Genomic DNA, 21,829 nt, shown 5'->3' on the forward strand with positions numbered 1-21,829 from the left:
CAGGATCGAATGATCGCCGAGATTCTCGACCAGCCGCTCGCCCTCTTCCGGACGCACGGTTACGCCTTCGAAATCGTGATAGCCGATCTGGCCCTGGAAGTTGCAGGCGTAGAAATTGGTCGGCACCAGCCCGTCCTTGTGGCTGCACACCGCCATTGTCGCGGTGGTGTGGACGTGGCAGATCGCGTTGGCCCGCGCGCCCAGCGTCTTGTGGAAATAGGCATGCTGGGTGAAGCCGGCCTTGTTGACCATGTATTGCGAGGGGCCGACATTGTTGCCCTCGACGTCGATCTTGACGAGGTTCGACGCGGTCACCTCGTCATAGAGCAGGCCGAAGGGATTGATGAGGAACACGTCCTCTTCCCCGGGCACCGCGACCGAGATGTGGTTGTAGATGCTCTCGCCCCAGCCGAGATGATCGAAGATGCGGTAACAGGCGGCGAGATCCTGCCGCGCCTGCCATTCGGCATCGCTGCACTCGAAATCGCGGGTCTTCATCTGCGTGGCCATGGCGTGCTCTCTCCGTCAGCAGTCCTGTTTCGCAACCTGTATCGCATGGCGGGCCGCGAGTCCGCAAGCAGGGAGGAGTTGGCGCTAGGCAAGCCGCCCCTGCGCCGCTAACGCCCCAGCCGATGAGCGAGACGGCCAAACTCACCCGGGGGAGCATTCGCGGCCATCTCGTCGGGCAGACGCTGCCGATGATCTTCGGCGTTGCGGCGATCATGTCGGTCGGGCTGATCGACGCCTATTTCATCGGCCGCTTGGGCTCGCAGGAGCTCGCCGCGGTGAGCTTCATCTTTCCCATCACCATCGCGCTGTCGAGCCTCGGCGTCGGAGTGATGGTGGGCATCAACTCGGTCATTTCCCGCGCGCTCGGCGAAGGCGATGTCGCGCGGGCCGAACGGCGCGCCAATTTCGGGACGATCTTCGCGCTGGCGACGGGCGTGATCCTGGGCTTGGCGCTCTACCTGCTGCTCGATCCGCTGTTCGGGCTGATGCAGGCCTCCGACGCGCTGCTCCCGCTGATCCGCGAATACATGCGCCCCTATGCGCTGGGGCTGCCGGTGATGCTGCTGCAGATGGGTTTGAACGGCGTACTCCGCGGACAGGGCGAGGCACGCAAGACCAGCTATGTCTCGCTGACCTTCTCGATCGCCAACTGGATACTCGACCCGATCCTGATCACCGGCGCCTTCGGGATCGGCGGATTCGGCATTGCCGGCGCCGCCTATGCCACCATCGCAGGCTTCTTCCTCGCCATTCTCGTCGCGCTGTGGCTGATCCGCGGCGCGCAATTGCAGATCCGCCCCGCGACCATCCGCGATTGCGACGTCGCCGCCTCGAGCAAGGCGATCCTCTCGGTGGCCGGACCCGCCGCATTTTCCAACGCGATCAATCCCATCGGCCTCTCGGTGCTCACCGCGCTGCTCGCCAGCCAGGGCGAGGCGGCGGTGGCCGGGTTCGGCGCCGCGGGACGGCTGCAGAGCTTCGCAGTCGTGCCGCTGCTCGCGCTCTCGGGATCGATCGGCGCGATCGTCGGCCAGAACTGGGGTGCCCGCCGGGCCGACCGCGCGCGCCGGGCGATGTGGTGGTCGGCGCTGTTCTGCCTCGGCTACGGGCTGGCGATCGCGCTGGTGCTGTTCCTCACCGGCGATTGGTTTGCCGATTTCTTCACCAACGATCCCGCAGTGATCGCCGAATTCTCGCGCTACCTCGCGATCTCGGTCTGGGGCTATGCCGGCTTCGGCCTGCTGATCGTCGCCAATGGCGCGCTCAATGCGGTCGACAAGGCGGGATTCGCGCTCACCCAGAGCGCGGTACGGGTCTTTCTCGTGATGCTTCCCTTCGGCTGGCTGCTGCGCGCGCACTGGGGCTCGTCGGCGATCTATGCGGCCGAACTTTGCGCCAATCTCGCGGGCGGAGCGCTGGCTGCCTACGTGGTCTGGCGAGTGCTGCGCTCGGGGCCCGAAAAGAGGCCCTAAGCCCACACCAAACGTTAACCATCCTCGTCCATAGCCGGTCCCATCGTACGAGGGGCTTTTTGATCATGGACGACCTGCTGGCGGATTTCGTCGCGGAAACCCGGGAAATGCTGGAGGCGAGCGGCGGCGAGATCGTCGCCTGGGAAGCCGACCCTGCCGACAAGGCGCGGCTCGATACGATTTTCCGTTTCGTCCACACGGTGAAGGGCAATTGCGGCTTCTTCGATTTTCCGCGGCTGGAAAAGCTGAGCCACGCCGCCGAAGATGCGCTCGCCGATTGCCGTTCGGGCCGCCGCGACTCCGATCGCGCGCTCGTCTCGGCGGTGCTCGCGATCATCGACCGCATCAGCGAGATGACCGATTCGATCGAGGCAGGCGAAGACTTTCCCGAGGGCGGTGACGACGAGTTGATCGAAGCGCTGCAGCCGAGCGAGACGGTCGAGATCGTCGGCGAACCCAAGGAATCCCCGTCCGCGCCGACGTCCGCCGACACCGATGAGGCCGCAGCACCCAAGGCGGCCCGCAGCGCCGGCGTCCAGCGCTCGATCCGTCTGCCCACCGAATTGCTCGACGAAGTGATGAAGGGCGTGTCGGACATGGTCCTGGCACGCAACGACCTTGCCCGGCGGCTGCGCGACGCGGGCGAACAGCCTGAGATCGACGGTCCCTTCGACCGGCTGAGCACGATTCTCGCCGACGTCCGCACCGCGATCACGCGCATGCGCATGCAGCGGCTCGAACATCTGTTCAGTTCGCTCCCGCGCCTCGTCCGCGACCTGTCGAACGAACTCGGCAAGCAGGTGATGGTCGATTTCGAAGGTGGCGAGGTCGAACTCGACCGCGAGATGGTCGAAATGGTCCGCGACCCGCTGACCCACATCATCCGCAACGCGCTCGACCACGGTCTCGAAGGCCCCGGCGAGCGCATCAAGGCGGGTAAGCGCGAACTCGGCCTGCTCAAGTTCGCAGCCCGCCAGTCGGGCAACCAGATCACCCTCGCGATCACCGACGACGGGCGTGGCATCGCCACCGACCGCCTCGCCGCAAAGGCGGTCGCCGCGGGCATCTACAGCCAGGCCGAAGTCGACGCCATGTCGGAACGTCGCAAGCAGCATCTCATCTTCGAACCCGGCCTCTCGACCGCCGACAAGGTCAGCGCGGTCTCGGGCCGCGGGGTCGGCATGGACGTCGTGCGCGCCAATCTCGAGCGCGTCGGCGGGTCGATCGACGTCGTCAGCAAGCCCGGCGAAGGCACCAGCTTCTACCTCAAGCTGCCGCTGACGCTGAGCATCATCGCCGCGCTCACCGTGGGCAGTGGCAGCCAGCGCTATGCGGTCCCGCGCAGCTTCGTCGAGGAGATCGTGTTCGGCTCCAGCGAGCATGTCGAATTCGCCGAGGCCGGCGAACGCCAGCTCGTCACCTTCCGCGGCAAGCGCGTGCCCTGCCTCTCGCTCGGCACCATCCTCGGCACCAAGGCGCCCGAGGACATCGTGTGGGAGAACAAGACCCTGGTGCTGATCCGCCTGGCGAGCGACGAGGTCTTCGCGCTCGCGGTCGACCGGGTCTACGACCACGAGGACGTGGTGGTGAAGCCGATTGCACCCGCGGTCATGGAAACCGGCCTCTATGCCGGCACGACGCTGCTCGACGACGGCCGCCCGATGATGCTGATCGACCTGCCGAGCATCGCGCAGAAATATCAGCTGGTGAACGAGATGCGCAGCGCGACGCGCGTGGTCGAGGAGGAACAGGTCGAACAGCGCAAGAGCCAGCCGATCATGCTCTTCACCGGGCTCGACGGCCGCAGGCGCGCGGTCCGGCTCGAACTGGTGCGCCGGATCGACACCGTTGCCCGCGACGCGATCGATATCGAAGGGGCCCGCGCGCAGGCCGTCGTCGACGGTGCGATCTTCACGCTGGCGGGACACGAATACGGTCCCCTGCCGGACGAGAAATGCCGCCTGCTGCGCCTGTCCGACGGCGACTGCGAAATCGCCTATGCAGTCCAGGAAGTGCTCGATGCGGCGGCCATGGACGGCGACATCATTCCCTCCGCCGCCGATCCCTCGATCGAGGGCGTGACGCTGATCGACGACAAGCCGGTGCCGGTGATCGACGGCCATGCGCTGTTCGCCAGCCACCGCTCCCCGCCGGGCAGCACCCAGCCGATGACCTGCCGCCTTCCGGCACGCAGCGACTGGGCGCGCACGATCCTCGAACCGCTGGTCGAGGCGGCGGGTTACCGCATCGCCTCCGACGCACAGGAAGAGGCCGATGTCGCAATCGAACTGGCCGAGGAGGAAGCGACACCGGCGGGGCCGGCACGGCGCGTGATTCGCCTCCGGCCCGAGCCCGAAGCGCCCGACGGTGCGAATGACAGCATCTATCGCTACGACCGCGAGGCCCTGCTCGCCGCGCTCAAGCAAGCCCGTTTGGGGAGGACCGCATGAACGAACTCCTGCTCCTGTGCCGCATCGCCGGGCGCAACGCCGCGATCCCCGCAATTCGGGTGCAATCGGTGATCGAAGTCGGCGACATTACCCCGCTACCCGGCGTTCCGCCCTTCATCCGCGGTCTCACCGCGCTGCGCAGCCAGGCACTGACGGTGATCGACTGCTCGGTCGCCCTGGGTTTCGAAAGCCAGCCCGAAAGTGCCGAACAGCGCGCGGCGGTGGTCGATGTCGAAGGGCATCGCTACGCCCTGCTCGTCGACGCCGCTTATGATGTCGGCGAAGCGCGCAGCGATCCCATCGAGGTACCGGGCGGCTTCGGCGCCGGCTGGCAGGCTGCAGCGCGGGGAATGGTGGAAACGGATACCGGCCCGACCCTGCTGATCGATATCGAAACGCTCGTTTCGGGTCCCGTCGCCCAGGCGGCTTAAGCGAATAGTTACCCTCCGGCGATAGGAAACGCTGGAAAACACCAGAGGTCATTCACATGAAATCCTGCCTTATCGTCGACGATTCGCGTGTCATCCGGAAGGTTTCGAGACATATTCTCGAGACGCTGGGATTCGCCGTCGAAGAAGCCGAAAATGGCCAGGAAGGCCTCGACAAATGCGCCGAGGCCATGCCCGACGTAGTCCTGCTCGACTGGAACATGCCGGTCATGACGGGCATCGAATTCATCACCCAGCTGCGTCAGCGCGACGGCGGCGACAAGCCCAAGGTGGTCTTCTGCACCACCGAGAACGACGTCGCGCACATCCGCGAGGCGATCAGCGCAGGGGCCGACGAATACGTCATGAAGCCGTTCGATCACGAAACACTGCAGATCAAGCTCCAGCTTGTCGGCATGGCCTGAGGAGGCTTGCATGGGCGCTCCCCTGCGTTCCGATTTCCCGGGTACGGGTGCCACCAGCGGGACCTGCGCCGATCCGGTGCGGGTGATGATCGTAGATGATTCGCTGACCGTGCGCACCGTCTTCTCGCGCATGATCCAACAGGAAGACGACATGAACATCGTCGCCACGGCCAATACTGCGGAGAGCGGCCTCGCCGAACTCGCCCAGGCCGCACCCGACGTGATGCTGCTCGACCTCGAAATGCCCGGCATGGGCGGTCTCGAGGCGCTGCCGAAGATCATGGCTGCGGCGCCCGACACCAAGGTGCTGGTGATTTCGTCGCTGACCGCCGACGGCGCGGAGTCGACCGTCAAGGCGCTCTCGCTGGGCGCGGCGGACACCATGCTCAAACCCCGACCGGGCGGGTTCGACGACGAGTACCGCGCAACGCTCCTCGGCAAGATTCGCGCGCTGAAGGGCCGTGCGCCCGATGCGCCGGACGCCGCGCCGGCAGCAACCCGGCGGTCCGGCAAGTCGCCGCAGGTCGTCGCCATCGGTGCCTCCACCGGCGGCATCCATGCGCTCAACCTGTTCCTGGAAAAGGTACCGGCGAATTTCGATCTCCCGATCCTCGTCACCCAGCACCTGCCGGCGAGCTTCATCCCTGTCTTCGCCCAGCAGATGGAAACCGCTGCCGGACGCCGGGCCGTCCTCGCCGACGAGGGGATTCCCGTCGAACGCGGCGTGATCTACATCGCGCCCGGCCACGGGCACATGGTGGTCCGCAAATCGGGCGGACGCCGTGTTCTCGGCCTCGCCTACCATCCGGTGAAGAGCGGCTGCATGCCCTCGGTCGATCCGATGTTCGAGACGCTGGCCGAAGCCTATGACGGTCACGTCGCCGGCGTGCTGCTGTCGGGCATGGGCCGCGACGGTACCGAAGGAGCCCATTCGATCCTCTCCGCAGGGGGAACCGTCTACGCCCAGAGCGCGGACACCTGCGCCGTCTGGGGGATGCCGCGCGCGATCGCCGAACAGGGCCTGGCCGCCGCCGTGCTCCCCCCCGCCGAACTTGCCGAAAAGCTCATCGCGAGCACAGGAGCCGACGCATGGCAGTAGACGACGCTTCGCATCACATCATCGGGGAACTTCTTGCGCAGCGTACGGGACAACAACTGACGGAAGGCCGTCGGTGGCGCGTCGCCAGCGCCCTGTCGGGCCTGTTTCGCGAGTTCGGTATCGAGAATGTCGACCAGCTCGCCTGCATGCTGGAGCGCCCGGGCGAACATCGGCTCGCGACCAGGGTGGTCGAGGCGCTGCTCAACAACGAAACCTATTTTTTTCGCGACCACGCCTATTTCTCGGTGCTCGCCAATCAGGTGCTGCCCGATCTCGCGCGCAAGCGCGAGAACAGGAAACGGCTGTCGATCTGGTCTGCCGGCTGCTCGACCGGACAGGAGGCGCTCAGCCTGGCGATGATCTTCGCCGAACAGCCGGGTCGCTGGAAGGACTGGACGATCGAGATCCTCGGCACCGATGTGTCGGGAAAGGCGATCGAAACGGCCCGCAGCGGGCTCTACACACAGTTCGAGATCCAGCGCGGGATCAGCGTCGCGCAGATGCTCAACTTCTTCGCCGAGAGCAACGGGCAGTGGCAGGCGGCGGACAAGATCCGCTCGATGATCCGTTTCCAGCAGCACAATATCCTCGACTATCCGCCTTCGCCGGGACGGTTTGACCTGGTGATGTGCCGCAACGTGCTGCTCTATTTCGATCCCGAAACGCGAGCCACGGTCTTCGGCCGACTCGCGAGCGGAATCGCTCCCGACGGATGGCTGATGCTGGGCGCGGGCGAGACCGTGGTCGGCCAGACCGAGCGGTTCAGGCCGGCCCAGTTCGGATCGTCGCTCTACAGCCCGGTTCTCGAGGAATATTCGAAGTCCGAACCCCGTCTTCGCGCGGCCTCCTACTGACACCTCGGCGCCCGCATAAGCAAGGTAAACCCGTAGTTTACGCTTCCTTAGCGAATGCTCTCTAGGCGGTAATCTGACGACAAAAGGGGCGCGTGTCAGGGGATGATCTCGAGTTCGCACGGATTTCGCGAGAGCGATAGTACGCGGACCGTGATCTTCGCGCCGATGGCCGTTCTGGCGGTCATTTTCGTGCTGACCTGGGCAGCGGCTCTCGCCAACCGCTATTTCGAATTCGTCTCGCTCGGCACCCTTTTGGGGGTGGGCGCGCTCGCCTTCGGTATCGCGACCGCGGCCTGCGCCTGTGTCGGCCTCCGCCACCTCAACCGGGTCGAGTGCCTGTCGCGCACCGACAGCCTCACCCTGCTGCCCAATCGCCGTGCCTTGCACCTCGACATCCAGCATGAATACCGGCAGGGCCACGAAGTCGCGCTGGCGATGATCGACCTCGACGGCTTCAAGCTGATCAACGATCACTACGGCCATTTCGTCGGCGATGCGGCAATCCGCGAATGCGCCGAAATCTTCCGGCAGATCAGCGACGGCGAGGCCGGCGTCTACCGTCTCGGCGGCGACGAATACGCCATGATGATCGGCGGGCCGGTGGCGGGCACGCTGCTCGAAGGGCTCTGCCGGCGAATCATCGAGCGACTCGCCAAGCCGATCCATGTCGAGGACCGCCGATTGACGCTGGGTGCCAGCATCGGCCTCGCGCGCCGGACATTGCAGGACGATGTTCCCTCGTCCGAACTTCTGCGGCGCGCGGACATCGCGATGTATGCCGCCAAGCGCGGCGGCAAGATGCGCTGCACCTGGTTCAGCCCCAGCTTCGACAAGAGTCGCGAACAGCTCAAGGAAATGGACGACGAATTGCGGCAGGCGCTCGCGCGGAACGAGTTCCGGCTGCACTTCCAGCCTCTGGTCGACAGCAATACGCGCGTGATCGACGCGGTGGAATGCCTGCTGCGCTGGGATCGTGCGGACGGCAAATGCATCGGCCCCAACGTTTTCATCCCGGTGGCGGAAGAGAGCGGACTGATCAATTCGATCGGCCTGTGGGTCCTACGCGAGGCGTGCCGCAACGCGCTCGCATGGAACGGGATCACGCTGTCGGTCAACATCTCCGCGGCGCAGCTGCGCAATCCCGAATTCCCGATCCAGCTGGGCCACATCCTTGAGGAAACCGGCTTCGATCCGGATCGTCTCGAACTCGAGATCACCGAAACCTGCCTCGTGCTCGACCCGGTCGTCGCGGAGCGCAGCCTCGCGCTCATCCGCAGCTTCGGGGTCAAGATCTCGCTCGACGATTTCGGCACCGGCTATGCCTCGATCGGCTTCCTCCGCCAGTTCCGCTTCGAAAAGCTCAAGCTCGACCGCAGCCTCGTGGTCCAGGCGAGCGAGGACGACGGCAGCCGGGCGATGATGCTGTCGAGCATCACCGTTGCGCGCGCCATGAAGATGGGCGTCACCGCAGAGGGTGTCGAAACCGAAGAGCAGGCCGCCATGGTCCGCGCCGCCGGCTGCGACCAGATCCAGGGCTGGCTCTATTTCAAAGCGATGCCCGCCAAGGACATCGCCCAACACCTCGGCAAGCCCATCGGGCGGCCGCGCAAATCTCCAAACAAAGGAAGCAAGGTCGCATGAGCGCTCTGCAGGATATCGCCAGCGGCATGACCGCCGAACAGGAAACCGTGCCCGACATCCAAGTGCCCCATGCGGCCGGCGCCGATGCGATCGGTACCGCCGACGAAGGCGATGACGGCATCGGGACGCGCGGCCTCAACCGCTGGCTCTCGGACAAGTCGGTCGGCCAGAAGCTCTGGGCGATCGCCTCGGCCAATATGGCGGTCGTGCTGCTGTGCCTCTTCGCGACCTGCCTCGGCGGCTATTTCGCGCTCCAGGCGCGCGCCGAGCGCATGACGCTCTCGGCAGCCGCAGTGACTGCCGAACGCATGGTGGCCGATATCAACACGGGCCGACTGTTCGTGCAGCGCTATGCCGTTTCCGGTGAACCGGCGGACCTGGCTGCGGCGCAGGATGCGTTCAACGAAACCGACCGCGACCTCGCCCGGCTGGAAACTCATGTCGTCGCATCCGCTCCGGCAGTGCTGCCGCAGGTCGAACGCCTCGACGCGATGCTCGCCGCGCTGCGCAGCAGGGTGAAGGCAGCGGAGCTGTCGCGCGGCACTCAAGCCCAGTGGCAGACATTTTCCGACAGCGTCTATGGCGAAGGCCAGGATTTCGTCGAACTGGCGAGTGCCACGCGCAGCGAGATCGAGGACATCGGCGCGACCGCCGACGCTGAGTCGCGGACCATGGTGATGTGGCTCTTCGTCGCCTTCTTCACGGTCACGGCCCTCGCGTTGGGCATCGCCTGGACGAGCGCGCGCTTCATCGGCCGCGACGTGTCTGGGACGCTTCGGCGGATGACCGACGTCGCCTCGCGCCTCGCCAGGGGCGAGAAGGACATTCACATTCCCGCGACGGGCCGCCGTGACGAGATCGGCGACCTGGCGCGTTCGCTCGAAGTCTTCCTCCGGGCCGCCTGGCAGGTCGAAAAGATGTCGAAGGAACAGGACGCCCTCCGCCGCGAGCGCGGCCAGGAATTGGTGAGCTTCGCCAAGCGGTTCGAAGCGACCGTCGGCGAAGTGGTCAACGGCGTTGCCTCGGCCTCCGCGCAATTGAAGGAAACAGCCGGCTCGATGGCCTCTACCGCCGAGCAGGCTTCGCTGCAGACCTCGAGCGTCACCGCTTCGATGGAGCAAGCCTCGCGCGGGGTTACCGCCGCCGCCGCCGCCTCCGACGAATTCGCCATGTCGATCGGCGAGATCAGCCGCCAGGCCGCGCATTCGGCGGAACTCGCACGCAGGGCGACGCATGCCGCCAATGGCGCCGACGACACGATTTCGGCTCTCGCCAGCTCGGCCGAGCAGGTCGGCAAGATCGTCGAACTGATCCAGTCGATCGCCCAGCGCACCAATCTGCTCGCGCTCAACGCCTCGATCGAGGCGGCGCGCGGCGGCGAGGCCGGGCGCGGCTTCGCGGTGGTCGCCAGCGAGGTCAAGGAACTCGCCGCGCAGACGAGCCGCGCGACCGAGGAAATCGCGCAGCAGATCAACGCCATGCAGGATTCGACCGGCGCCAGCGTCGGTGCGCTGCGCTCGATCGCCGGGCAGATCAAGGAGCTCGAATCGACCGCCATCTCGATCGCCAGCGCGGTCGACCAGCAATCGGTCGCCGGGCAGGACCTTGCCCGCAGCATCGACCTTGCCGCGCGTTCGACCGACGAGGTTTCCTCCAATGTGGCGCAGGTTCGCGAGACCAGTCTCGCCACCGGTGCCGGCGCGAGCCAGGTGCTCAATTCCTCGACCGAACTCGAAGCGCAGGCCAGCACGCTCAAATCGCAGGTTTCACGCTTTCTCGATCACGTGCGCGCAGCTTAACGCGATTTCAAGCAATTCCCCCTTAGGGTTGATGCAGCCTTAAGGGGGGTGCTCGAGGATGAACGCGCATAGCTCGATCCTAGCCGACGACTTGGTGCAGGAAATCGCCGATGTCGACATCGGCTACGTGCAATCGGAATATCAGCCCTCGGCCCTGTCCAGCTGGTTCATGGGAAAGCCGCTCGCCGCCAAGGCGAAGCTGGCATCCGCCCTTACGCTCGGGGGCGTGCTCGCGATTGCAGCGCTCGCGCTGGCCGGGCTGACTTTGCCGGGCTTCGCCGGAGCGGCGCGGGTCGGCGTGATTGCGATCGCCGCCGTCACGCTTGCCGGCGGATACTACAGTCTCAGGATCATCCTCGACCAGGTCATCGCGCCGTTCCTGCGGGTTGCCAACGACATGCGGCGCCTCGCCCAGGGCGAACGCGACATCACCGTTTCCGGGCTCGGCCGAAAGGACGAGATCGGCAGTCTGGCGCGGTCGCTGGAAGTCTTCCTCAAGTCGGGTCACAAGCTCGACGAATTGTTCGCGGGCCGCAAGCAGGCCGCCAACGAGCGCAAGGCCGAGCTGATCCGCATGGCAAGCGACTTCGAGAGCGGCGTAGGCGATGTCGTGAGCGGTGTCGCCACCGCCGCGAGCCAGCTCAATGCGACCGCCTCGGGCATGGCCTCGACCGCCGAACAGGCTGCGGGCCAGTCGCATCGCGTGTCCGTCTCGATGGAACAGGCCTCGCACGGGGTCACTGCCGCCGCGGCGGCCTCGGACGAATTCGCCATGTCGATAGGCGAGATCAGCCGCCAGGCCGCGCATTCGGCCGAACTCGCACGCAAGGCGACCCATGCCGCCAACGGCGCCGACGACACGATCTCGGCGCTCGCCAGCTCGGCCGATCAGGTCGGCAAGATAGTCCAGCTCATCCAGTCGATCGCCCAACGGACCAATTTGCTCGCGCTCAACGCCTCGATCGAGGCGGCACGCGGGGGCGAGGCCGGGCGCGGCTTCGCGGTGGTCGCGAGCGAGGTCAAGGAACTCGCCGCGCAGACCAGCCGGGCGACGGAGGAAGTCGCCAAGCAGATCAACGCGATGCAGGATTCGACCGGCGCCAGCGTCGGCGCGCTGCGCTCGATCGCGGGACAGATCAAGGAACTCGAGGCGACCGCGGTCTCGATCGCCAGCGCGGTCGACCAGCAATCGGTCGCCGGGCAGGACCTAGCCCGCAGCATCGACCTCGCCGCGCGCGCGACAGAGGAAGTCTCGGCGCATATCGAGGAGTTCCGCGAAACCAGCCTCGCTACCGGCACCGCCGCGAGCCAGGTGCTCAACTCGGCCACCGAACTGGAAGGCCAGGCGAGCGCCCTCAAGAGCCGGGTAGACGAATTTCTCGACCATATTCGCGACGCCTGACCGCGGCTGGACAGGCGCGCAGGAATGGGCGGCTCGGACTTGCTCCGCGCCGCCCTTTTTTCATTCTATTCCCACCAATAGGGCAGGCGGCGATCGCTCCCCGTCTCGACCTCGTTCATCGTGCGCGAATCGTAGAGGCGACCGCCGATCATCACCCGTTCGATCTTGTCCGAATTGCGGATGTTCTCGCTCGGATCGGCATCGAGCACGACGAGGTCGGCGAGCTTGCCGACCTCGAGGCTGCCGATGTCGCGGGCCATGCCCAGCGACCGGGCCGATTCGATCGTGCCTGCGCGCAGCGATTCGACCGGCGTCATGCCGCCGCGCACGAAGCTCCACAGCTCCCAGTGGGGGCCGACCCCGGCCTGCTGGCCGTGGGCGCCGATGCTGATCTTGACCCCGCGCTGGGCGAGCTTGCGCGCCTCGCGTGCGCTGTCGTCATCGACGAAGGCCCAGTCGGGCGCGGTAATCCGCCGTGCGGTATCCGCGATCAGTTGGCGCGGCGGCGTGTGGATCATCAGCGGGTTGGCGAACACATCGGTCGCCTGCCGCCAGTAGGGATCGCCCGCCAGGCCGCCATAGGTGACCACCAGCGTCGGGGTGTTGTTGGTCTGCGAGCCGCTCCAGAACTGGAGCACATCCTCGTAGAAGTGCTCGGCCGGTACATTGTGCTCGACGGTCGAGTTGCCGTCGGCGATCAGGTTCATGTCCATCCCGAACAGCGAGCCGCCTTCGGCCACCACCAGCATGTTTTCGGCGCGCGCGGCGGCCACCACCTGCTGGCGCTGGTCGCGCCGCGGCTGGTTGTAGTTCTTGATCGAGATTCCGCCCTGCGCCTTGATCCGGCGGATGTGGTCGAGCGCGTCGTCATAGCCGTCGATGCGGGCGTAAACGCCCGGCGCCTTGGCGCCGTAGACCACCTCGCCGGTGGAGAAGATGCGCGGGGCGAGCAACGATCCCGCGCGCTGCCGCTCCGACGCGGCGAAGATCATGCTCGCCTGCGAGGAAGGGTCGTGGATCGTCGTCGTGCCCATGGCGAGGTTCTGGACCAGCGACCAGTTCTGCTGCGGCACCAGATCGCCCGTACCCTGCGGCCCATGCGCATGCGCATCGACCAGGCCGGGCATGATCGTCTTGCCGCTGGCATCGATCACCGTTGCCCCTTGCGGGATTGCGACCGATGAAGCCGGGCCGATAGCGGCGATCCGGTCACCGGTGATGACGATGGTGCCATCGGCGATTTCGCCTGCGCCATCGCCGGTCATGGTGAGAATCTTCGCGCCGGTCAGCACGACCGTGCCGCGCGGCTTGTCGGCAGCGATGGTCCGCTCGAGCGAGGTGCCGCTGGTCGGCGGGACGAACTTGGGCGCGTCCTTGTCCTTCGGCGCGGTGGCGAACATCGAAGCGAGGCTGGCGCGATAGAGCACCGGCCCCATCGACCAGGTCAGCATGTCGCCGCCCTCGGTCCAGCCGATATAATCCGCCCCGCCCTTCGACGCGCGCACGACCGGTAGCGAGCTGGCCTTCTCGCCCACGGTCACCGCCTGCCCGCCGGGCATCAGCGGCATGGCGAAGACTTCGTAATTCTCGCGGAAGGCGACGAAATCGCCGCGCGGGCTGACGTGATATTCGGTCGTCAGCTCCCCCTCGGCATGGACCTGCCGCGCCTCGCCGTCGAGATCGGCGGAGATGAGCTGGAGCTTGCCGTCGTTGCGGCCGAGCATGAAGACGCGGTCGTTGGCCGCGCCGAATTGCGGGCTCGCCATGTCGCGTGCCACCAGCTCGGTCGCGCCGCCCGAGGCAGCGATCCGGTAGATGCCCTCGTTCTCCGAGAATTCGGGCGAGGTCAGATAACCGCCCGAGCGCTTCTCGAAGACGATCGTATTGCCATCGGGCGAGAATTTCGGGTTCGCATAGTGACCCGGCATGCGCGTCACCGCGCGGGCGCCCGAGCCATTGGCGCTGGCGGTCATCACCTGCCCCAGCCCTTCGTCGGTCCAGCGGACGTAGGTGAGACGGTTGCCGTCGCGCGACCACGACGGCCACAGCTCCAGCGCGGCGTCGTCGCCCGAAGTGAGCCGCCGCGCGGTGCCCCCCGCGACCGGCTTCGCATAGAGCTTGCCGAGGCTTTCGAACACGACCGTCCGGCCATCGGGCGAGACGCTGGCGAAGCGCGGGATCTTGGCGGTGAAGCTGTCGGGCGATACAGGGATCACCGGATGCGGGGCGTCGGCCACCCCGCGCGTATCGTCGACGCTGAAGGGAATGACCGTCGCGCCGCTGCCGTCGGCGGCGACGCGGCGGATCTTGCCGCCCGCCCACAGGACGAGCGAATTACCGTCGGGCATCCAGTCCATCAGCGGGTAGAAGCCATAGACCGCCCAGGTTTCCTGCATGTCCATGTCGAGATCGCCATAGATCATGCGCTGCTGGCCGCTGGCGAGATCCTTGACCCACAGCTCGGTCTGGTCCTTGTCGCGGCGGATGAAGGCGATGCTCTTGCCGTCGGGCGAGGGTTGCGGGCGCACCGCTCCGCCATAGCCGCTGACCGCCGTGGTCACCTCGCCCGTCGCCAGTTCGTAGCGCTCGATGGCGAAGGTGCCCTGCGTCGAATCCTGCGCATATTCGAAGATCGGCCCCGAGGTCACGTTGCGCGAATAATAGACCGCCTCGCCGTCGGGCGAATAGACGGGCTCGCCGAGTTCCTTCTGCAGCGCCTCGCTGGCGCGCTTGACCAGCTTGACGCCGCCGCCGCCCGAGACGTGATAGAGCCAGATCTCGCCCGTGCCGAGCGAGCGCTGCGTGGTGAAGTGCTTCTTGGCGACGATGTAATTGCCGTCGGGCGACCAGCTCGCCTGGTTGAGCAGGCGGAAATCTTCCTTGGTCAGCTGGCGCTTGTCCGACCCGTCGGCATTCATGATCCAGATATTGTCGCCGCCGCCGCGGTCGGAGGTGAAGGCGATGCGGCGCCCGTCGGGCGAAAAGCGCGGCTGGACTTCCCAGGCGAGCCCCTCGGCGATCCGCGTCGGCGTGCCGCCGGCGATCGGCATGGTGTAGATGTCGCCCAGCATGGAGAAGGCCAGGGTGCGTCCGTCGGCAGAGACGTCGACATCCATCCAGGTGCCTTCGTCGGTACGGATCGGCACCTGCCGGATCACTGCCCCGCGCGGCGCGGTGATGTCCCATTTCTCCTCTTCCTTGGCCTCGGCGGCAGGATTGGTGCTCGCCGGTGCCGCTGCCACCGTCATTCCACTGCCCTCGGCCGGGCCGGCCTCGGCGGAGGCGTCGACCTCCTGTTCCTCGACCGGATTGGGGCTCGGCTGCGGATCCTGCGCAAGGGCCGCCTGGCCGGCGAAGAGCACGGCAAGGACGGAGGCGATGCTGGTTTTCATTGTTTTCTCTCCACTGAATTTGGCTTGGGCCGGCGCACGCTGGCGCGCTCGACCAGATGGACGGCGACGCGCCGCTCGGGGCGCTCGCCTTCGGATGCAAGGGCGGTCTCGACGAGCAGCTTGCCCGCCTGAGCGAAATCGGGCTCGACGGTGGTCAGCGGCGGCGAACTGAATTCGCCCGAACCGAGGCCGTCGAAACCGATCACGCCGACCGCTTCGGGCACCGCGATGTCGCGCGCGGCCAGTTCCTCCAGCGCGCCGAGCGCCATGGCGTCGCAGGCGAAGAAGAGCCCGTCGAAGCGCTCACCCGATTGAACCAATTGTGCGATCGCATTGCGGCCCTGCGATACGCGATCCTCGCCCTCGCTCACCACCGGATCGCGCGGGGTCAGCCCGGAATCGGTCATCGCCGTGCGATAGCCTTCGAAGCGTTCGTGGAACTGGCGCTGCGAGGAACCCGTGTCGCCGACGAAGACGATGTCCTGCGCTCCACCCTCGACGAGCCGCTCGACAGCCAGGCGACCGCCCTCGCGATTGTCCGAACGCACCCAGACGCTGTCGTCGAAGGGCGACCCCCAGAAGGCCATCCCCCCCGCCCCTTCGGCACAGCTGCGGAAATAGTCCCATGCCGGCTCGTTGGTCGCGGTGCCCAGGACGACGACGCCATCGGCCTGTCGCCGCGCTACATAATGCCCGAAGAACTCGTCGGGACTGGCCTGGAACGAGACCAGTGCCTCGTACCCCCGCTCGGCGGCCGCCGCGCAGGTGCTGCCGAGGAGGGTGTAATAGAACGGATTGACCGCGGTCGGGCCATATCCCTGGCGCCCGATCACGACGATGGCGATGGTGCCCGTCTCGCCGCGGCGGAGGCCGGCGGCGCGGGCATTGACCTGATAGCCGAGCTGTTCCGCGGCCATCTCGACGCGGCGGCGGGTCGCCTCGGTGATGGTTTCCGACCTCGAAAGGGCGCGGCTGACGGTCGACTGGCTCACGCCCGCGAGTTCGGCCACATCTATCGAGGTGACGCGCCGCGGCCGGGACTTATCGCTGTTCGACATAAGTTGAAGGTACTCCCCGTCGCAGCCGCCCTAACCGACGCAATCGTCGAAAGCGAGAGCGAAGCCTCGGTACCGCGGTCGGACCGGGGAGGATTGGACCGAAAAGACCAGTTAGGTTGCGCCCTGCAACCGAGGCTGGCGCTACGCCGCACTCTGGGTTACGTTCGCCCGACTTGGGAGAGTGAAATGACGAATACGGCGACCGATTTCGACGTGATGATCGTGGGTGCGGGGATTTCCGGCATCGGCATGGCGGCGCATATGAAGGAGAAGGCGCCGGGCCACGGTTTCGTCATCGTCGAGAGGCGCGACAATCTCGGCGGCACCTGGGACCTGTTCCGCTATCCCGGCATCCGGTCGGACAGCGACATGCACACGCTGGGCTTCGATTTCGAACCGTGGAAGCATGAGAAATCGATCGCCGACGGCCCCGCGATTCTCGACTATCTCGACCGGATCGTCGATGAGCGCGACATCCGCGAGCACATCCGTTTCGGCCACAAGGTGCTCGCCGCCGACTGGCACGAGAACGAGGCGCGCTGGCATGTCACGCTCGAGACCGCCCAAGGCGAGAGGAAGCACCTCACCGCCAACTGGCTCTATCTCGGCTCGGGTTATTACGATTACGACGAGCCCTACGATCCCGGCTTCGATTTCGGCGAGTTCGAAGGCCAGGTGATCCACCCGCAGTTCTGGCCCAAAGACCTCGACTATTCCGGCAAGAAGGTGGTCGTGATCGGTTCGGGCGCGACGGCGGTGACCATCGTTCCCTCGATGGCGGACAAGGCCGCCAAGGTCACCATGCTCCAGCGCACCCCGACCTGGATGTTCAGCCGTCCGGCGAAGGACGCGCTTGCCAATTTCCTACGCAAGATCCTGCCCGAAAAACTCGCCTACCGGATCACCCGGTGGAAGAACATCACGATGCAGGATTTCGCCTTCAAGATGGCGCGCAACAAGCCGCAGAAGGTGAAGGACGGGCTGCACAAGCGCATCCGCAAATCGATGGGCCAGGACTACGATCTCACGCCCTTCACCCCGCCCTACAACCCGTGGGAGCAGCGGTTGTGTCTCGTGCCCGACGACGACCTGTTCCAGGCGCTGAAGAACGGCAAGGCGGAGGTCGTGACAGGGCAGATCAAGGCCTTCGAGAAGGGCGGTGTTCGACTCACCGACGACAGCTTTCTGCCGGCCGACATCGTGATCACCGCGACCGGCCTCAAGCTGGCCGTGGCGGGCAAGATCGCGCTGTCGAAGGAAGGCCAGCCGATCGATCTGGCGCAGCACTTCTATTACAAGGGCTGCATGTTCTCGAACGTGCCCAACCTCGCGGTGGTGTTCGGCTATCTCAACGCCAGCTGGACGCTCAGGGCGGACATCAATTCGGACTTCATCTGCCGCGTGCTCAACGAGAGCAAGGCCAAGGGCGTCGACGTCGCCGAACCGGTCCTCACCCCGCAGGCCGAAGCGGCGATCGAGGAGGACGATATCTTCGACTTCTCGTCCGGCTACATCCAGCGCGGCAAGCACATCATGCCGCGCAACGCAGTGGCCTATCCCTGGCGACTCAACCAGGAATATGTGATCGACCGCAAGCGGATGAAGGAAGACCCGGTCGACGACGGCCTGCTCGAGTTCCGCCGTCACGGCGCCAATGCGCGCAGCGCGGACGAACAGCTCGAAGCTGCGGAGTAGCATTCGCCCTCCAACCGCGTTACCCACCGCCGCATGACCGAACGCATCTATACCGCGGGCCTCGTCGTGATCGGCGACGAGATCCTCTCGGGCCGCACACACGACAAGAACATCGCGCAAATTGCCAGCTGGTTGCAGGTGCAGGGCATTCGCCTGTCCGAAGTGCGCGTAGTGCCCGACGTGATCGAGCGGATCGTCGAGGCGGTGAACGCGCTGCGCGAGGGTTACGACTATCTTTTCACCACCGGCGGAATCGGCCCCACGCATGACGACATCACCGTCGACGCCGTGGCCGAGGCGCTCGGGGTGCCGGTCGTCGTCCACCCGCAGGCCCGGGCGATCCTCGAAAGATACTATGCCGACAAGCCGGGCGGCCTGACCGAGGCGCGGCTGCGCATGGCCCGTGTGCCCGAAGGCGCGGAACTGATCCCCAACCGCATGTCGGGGGCGCCTGGAATCAAGCTCGGCAATATCCATTTGATGGCGGGCGTCCCGCACATCACCGCCGGCATGCTCGATGCGCTGACCGGAACGCTCGAAGGCGGCGCGCCGCTGCTGTCCGAAACCGTGGGCTGCTGGACGCCGGAGAGCGAGGTCGCGGATATCCTGCGCCAGGTCGAACAGGCGCACGACCAGTGCCAGATCGGCAGCTATCCCTTCTTCCGCGAAGGGCGGGTGGGAGCCAACTTCGTCGTCCGCTCGACCAGCGAGGACGAACTGAGGAGTTGCGTCGACAGCCTCTGCGACGGGCTAGCCACCGCAGGGTTCGACTTCACACCGGGCGGCATCTAGCAAATTCCACAATATAATCGCGCCGTTAACCCTCGCGTGTTAGTAGGGTTACTGTGACGGCGGTCTATATCACGATCGACACCGAGTATTCGGCGGGTCTGACGTGCCAACTCGGCGTGCACGCGCGCGAGGAAGTGTTCGATCGCTCGATCCTCTGCCGCACGCCTGCCGGAGAAGTCGGCATCGTCCACCAGATGGAGGTGATGGACGCCCACGGCCTGAAGGGCGTATTCTTCGTCGATCCGATGCCGGCGCTGGTCTGGGGAACGGGCGCGGTTGCCGCGGTCGTCGAGCCGATCCTCGAGCGCGGGCACGAAGTGCAATTGCACCTCCACCCCGAATGGCTCGAGATCGCCGGAGATGCCAATCCACTCGGCACTAGGACCGGCAGCAATCTGCACCAGTTCAGCGAAGCCGAGCAGGTCGACCTGCTGGGACTGGCGCGCGACCAGCTGGTTGCTGCAGGGGCCCCTCCCCCAACCGCGTTCCGCGCAGGCAACTATGGGGCCGACGATGCGACCTTGCGCGCCTTGCGCAAGATCGGCATCCGTTACGACAGCAGCCACGTGCCGGGGATCGCAGCGTCCGACTGTCGCATTTCGCTGTCGCAGGACGACCGGACCGTGGTGCGCCACGAGGGCGCGATCGAGGTTCCCGTCGGCTCGATCCCCAGTGTCGGCGGTCCACGTCACGCCCAGATTACCGCGCTCTCGCATTGGGAGCTCGAGGCCGCCCTGCGCTATTGCGTCAGCGAGAAGGTGGAATCCTTCAACCTCGTCAGCCACAGTTTCGAGCTGATGAGCCGCGACCGGACCCGGCCCAACCGGATCCTGGGCCGGCGCTTCGCCGCTTTTTGCCGCAGCCTCGCCAGTATCGCCGGGGCGGACAGTGCCACCTTCCGCAGTCGTCCACCCCAAGTGGGTGACGAGACGGGCGCTGGCGCCATGCGGAATAATCCGGTCCGCAGCATTGCGCGGATGGCCGAACAATTCGTCGCGAACCGGCTCTACGGGGCAAAGTGAAAGCCCCGACCCAACTGTCCGCGCCGTACGAAGTCGCCTTCACCCTGGGCTCGCGGCGCCTGCTGACGATCGAGCGCGAGGTCGTCACGCTGGCTTTCTCGCTGCAGGATATCTTCCATGGGCGCGTGCCCGCGGTCCCTCAGCTCACTTCGGTCGAAGGCTTGCGCGTCCTGTCGGCACCCACCAGCGCCGAAGCACGGCTGCGCGAGGTGATGCCGGGATTCCTGATCGGAGCGCGCGAAACCTACGAGCGCAGCTACATCGAGATGAGCGGAACCTACGAGACCTATCTGGCGCGTTTCTCGGGCAAGACGCGGTCGACCCTCAGGCGCAAGCGACGCAAGTTCGAGGAAGCAGACGGCGGCACGCTTGACCTGCGCTCGTATCGCACCCCGGACGAGATCGAACGCTTCCTACACCTGGCGCAGCCGCTATCGCGCCTGACCTATCAGGCGCGGCTGCTCGACGCCGGACTGCCTGAGGACGAGCAGGCCCGCACCGCCATGTACGGGCTTGCGGAGGCAGATCGCCTGCGCGCCTTCCTGCTGTTCCTGCATGGCGAACCGGTCGCCTATCTCTATCTGCCCATCGAACGCGACACGCTGATCTACGCCCATCTCGGCTACGACCCGCGCCATGCGGGCCTCTCGCCCGGCACGGTTCTCCAGATGGCGGCGCTCGAACAGCTCTTCGCCGAAAGGCGCTTTCGCTATTTCGACTTCACCGAGGGCGACGGGGCGCACAAGGCGCAGTTCCGCACTGCCAGCGTGCCTTGCGCCAGCTTTCTCATGTTGCGCCCCAGCGTCGCGAACGGGGCGCTGCTGGCCAGCCTCGCGGCCTTCGACCGAATGGTCGCGGGGGCCAAGTCGATGGTGACGAGGACCGGCGCCGAGACGCGGGTCCGACGGGCGCTGAAGGCATGAAAAAAGGCCGGCAGGTTGTCCCCGCCGGCCCTCTTTTTCTTTTCTATCGTTACACCGCCTAAGGGCGATACCCGCCCTCAGCCAGCTTGCGATAGCGGGCGATCTCAGGCGCCTTCGACTTCGGTCAGGTCGACCTTGAGGCCCGGGCCCATCGACGAGCTCAGCGTGATCTTGCGGACATACTTGCCCTTGGCACCCGAAGGCTTCGCCTTGACGATCGCGTCGGTCAGCGCCTTGAAGTTGATCTTCAGGTCTTCGTCCTTGAACGACAGCTTGCCGATGCCGCTATGGATGATGCCCTGCTTTTCGACGCGGAATTCGACCTGGCCGCCCTTGGCGTCCTTCACGGCCTGCTCCACGTTGGGCGTGACCGTGCCGAGCTTCGGGTTCGGCATCAGGCCCTTGGGACCGAGCACCTTGCCGAGACGGCCGACGACACCCATCATGTCGGGGGTCGCGATCACGCGGTCGTAGTCGAGATTGCCGGCCTGCATGTCTTCCATGAGGTCTTCCGCACCGACCTTGTCGGCGCCGGCGGCGAGTGCCTTCTCGGCATTGTCGCCCTTGGCGAAGACCGCGACGCGGACGTCCTTGCCGGTGCCGCTCGGGAGCGAAACCATGCCGCGGACCATCTGGTCGGCGTGGCGCGGGTCGACGCCGAGATTCATCGCGACTTCGACGGTTTCGTCGAACTTCGCCTTGTGTTCGCGCAGCGTGGCGATCGCTTCGTCAACGCTGTAGAGCTTTTCGCCGTCGAGCTTGGCGACGAGCTGCTGCTTCTTGGTCTGCTTTGCCATGGTCTTAGCCCTCCACCACGTCGAGGCCCATCGAACGCGCGCTGCCTTCGATGATCTTGGTGGCCTGTTC

General features: G+C 66.0%; 17 protein-coding genes. 13 read left to right on the forward strand and 4 right to left on the reverse strand.

Going from position 1 to position 21,829, the window contains the following annotated elements:
• Positions 1-510 (reverse strand): class II aldolase/adducin family protein (locus ACN4E0_RS05885; protein WP_419566551.1); only part of this gene is annotated, 510 nt, incomplete at its 3' end.
• A 122-nt stretch (positions 511-632) separates the two neighbouring features.
• Between ACN4E0_RS05885 and ACN4E0_RS05890 the strand changes: the two genes are divergently transcribed.
• The 9 genes from ACN4E0_RS05890 to ACN4E0_RS05930 all read left to right on the forward strand — a co-directional run bounded on the left by ACN4E0_RS05890 (position 633) and on the right by ACN4E0_RS05930 (position 12,080).
• The gene (locus ACN4E0_RS05890) at positions 633-1,982 is read left to right on the forward strand and encodes an MATE family efflux transporter (RefSeq protein WP_419566552.1); all 1,350 of its coding nucleotides are present in this window, start codon (positions 633-635) and stop codon (positions 1,980-1,982) included.
• A gap of 65 nt (positions 1,983-2,047) precedes the next feature.
• Positions 2,048-4,432 carry a chemotaxis protein CheA gene (locus ACN4E0_RS05895; RefSeq protein ID WP_419566553.1) on the forward strand — a complete coding sequence of 795 codons (2,385 nt, stop codon included), beginning with the start codon at positions 2,048-2,050 and terminating at the stop codon, positions 4,430-4,432.
• On the forward strand, positions 4,429-4,863 hold the full coding sequence (locus tag ACN4E0_RS05900; protein WP_419566554.1) for a chemotaxis protein CheW: 435 nt from the start codon (positions 4,429-4,431) through the stop codon (positions 4,861-4,863). The genes ACN4E0_RS05895 and ACN4E0_RS05900 overlap by 4 nt, the downstream gene beginning before the upstream one ends.
• A 56-nt stretch (positions 4,864-4,919) precedes the next feature.
• The gene (locus ACN4E0_RS05905; RefSeq protein WP_221603389.1) at positions 4,920-5,285 is read left to right on the forward strand and encodes a response regulator; all 366 of its coding nucleotides are present in this window, start codon (positions 4,920-4,922) and stop codon (positions 5,283-5,285) included.
• A 10-nt stretch (positions 5,286-5,295) separates the two neighbouring features.
• Positions 5,296-6,384 carry a chemotaxis-specific protein-glutamate methyltransferase CheB gene (gene cheB / locus ACN4E0_RS05910; protein WP_419566555.1) on the forward strand — a complete coding sequence of 363 codons (1,089 nt, stop codon included), beginning with the start codon at positions 5,296-5,298 and terminating at the stop codon, positions 6,382-6,384.
• The gene (locus ACN4E0_RS05915; RefSeq protein WP_419566556.1) at positions 6,375-7,238 is read left to right on the forward strand and encodes a CheR family methyltransferase; all 864 of its coding nucleotides are present in this window, start codon (positions 6,375-6,377) and stop codon (positions 7,236-7,238) included. The genes cheB and ACN4E0_RS05915 overlap by 10 nt, the downstream gene beginning before the upstream one ends.
• A 102-nt stretch (positions 7,239-7,340) precedes the next feature.
• Positions 7,341-8,879: a putative bifunctional diguanylate cyclase/phosphodiesterase gene (locus ACN4E0_RS05920; protein ID WP_419566558.1), complete on the forward strand. Its 1,539-nt coding sequence runs from the start codon at positions 7,341-7,343 to the stop codon at positions 8,877-8,879.
• Positions 8,876-10,678 (forward strand): methyl-accepting chemotaxis protein, encoded by a 1,803-nt coding sequence (locus ACN4E0_RS05925; protein ID WP_419566559.1) that lies wholly within the window; start codon positions 8,876-8,878, stop codon positions 10,676-10,678. Before ACN4E0_RS05920 ends, ACN4E0_RS05925 begins: the two co-directional genes overlap by 4 nt.
• A 58-nt stretch (positions 10,679-10,736) precedes the next feature.
• Entirely contained in the window at positions 10,737-12,080 is a 1,344-nt protein-coding gene (locus ACN4E0_RS05930; protein ID WP_419566561.1) for a methyl-accepting chemotaxis protein, read from the forward strand.
• A 65-nt stretch (positions 12,081-12,145) separates the two neighbouring features.
• On the opposite strand, the gene ACN4E0_RS05935 is transcribed toward ACN4E0_RS05930, so the two are convergent.
• Together ACN4E0_RS05935 and ACN4E0_RS05940 are read right to left on the reverse strand one after the other, a co-directional pair.
• Entirely contained in the window at positions 12,146-15,472 is a 3,327-nt protein-coding gene (locus tag ACN4E0_RS05935) for an amidohydrolase family protein (protein ID WP_419566562.1), read from the reverse strand.
• Positions 15,469-16,530, reverse strand: coding sequence for a LacI family DNA-binding transcriptional regulator (locus tag ACN4E0_RS05940; protein WP_419566563.1), 1,062 nt, complete (start codon positions 16,528-16,530; stop codon positions 15,469-15,471). The genes ACN4E0_RS05935 and ACN4E0_RS05940 overlap by 4 nt, the downstream gene beginning before the upstream one ends.
• Before the next feature lie 186 nt (positions 16,531-16,716).
• Between ACN4E0_RS05940 and ACN4E0_RS05945 the strand changes: the two genes are divergently transcribed.
• The 4 genes from ACN4E0_RS05945 to ACN4E0_RS05960 are packed head-to-tail and all read left to right on the forward strand — an operon-like array spanning position 16,717 to position 20,962.
• Positions 16,717-18,225 (forward strand): flavin-containing monooxygenase, encoded by a 1,509-nt coding sequence (locus tag ACN4E0_RS05945; RefSeq protein WP_419566565.1) that lies wholly within the window; start codon positions 16,717-16,719, stop codon positions 18,223-18,225.
• Between the two features lie 33 nt (positions 18,226-18,258).
• On the forward strand, positions 18,259-19,017 hold the full coding sequence (locus ACN4E0_RS05950) for a competence/damage-inducible protein A (RefSeq protein ID WP_419566566.1): 759 nt from the start codon (positions 18,259-18,261) through the stop codon (positions 19,015-19,017).
• Between the two features lie 53 nt (positions 19,018-19,070).
• Positions 19,071-20,039, forward strand: coding sequence for a polysaccharide deacetylase family protein (locus ACN4E0_RS05955; protein ID WP_419566567.1), 969 nt, complete (start codon positions 19,071-19,073; stop codon positions 20,037-20,039).
• The gene (locus ACN4E0_RS05960; protein WP_419566568.1) at positions 20,036-20,962 is read left to right on the forward strand and encodes a GNAT family N-acetyltransferase; all 927 of its coding nucleotides are present in this window, start codon (positions 20,036-20,038) and stop codon (positions 20,960-20,962) included. Before ACN4E0_RS05955 ends, ACN4E0_RS05960 begins: the two co-directional genes overlap by 4 nt.
• 104 nt (positions 20,963-21,066) lie before the next feature.
• On the opposite strand, the gene rplA is transcribed toward ACN4E0_RS05960, so the two are convergent.
• Positions 21,067-21,759 carry a 50S ribosomal protein L1 gene (gene rplA, locus ACN4E0_RS05965; protein ID WP_419566569.1) on the reverse strand — a complete coding sequence of 231 codons (693 nt, stop codon included), beginning with the start codon at positions 21,757-21,759 and terminating at the stop codon, positions 21,067-21,069.
• Positions 21,760-21,829: the final 70 nt, after the last annotated feature.

The organism is Qipengyuania sp. (assembly GCF_048550555.1).
Taxonomy (GTDB): Bacteria; Pseudomonadota; Alphaproteobacteria; order Sphingomonadales; family Sphingomonadaceae; genus Qipengyuania.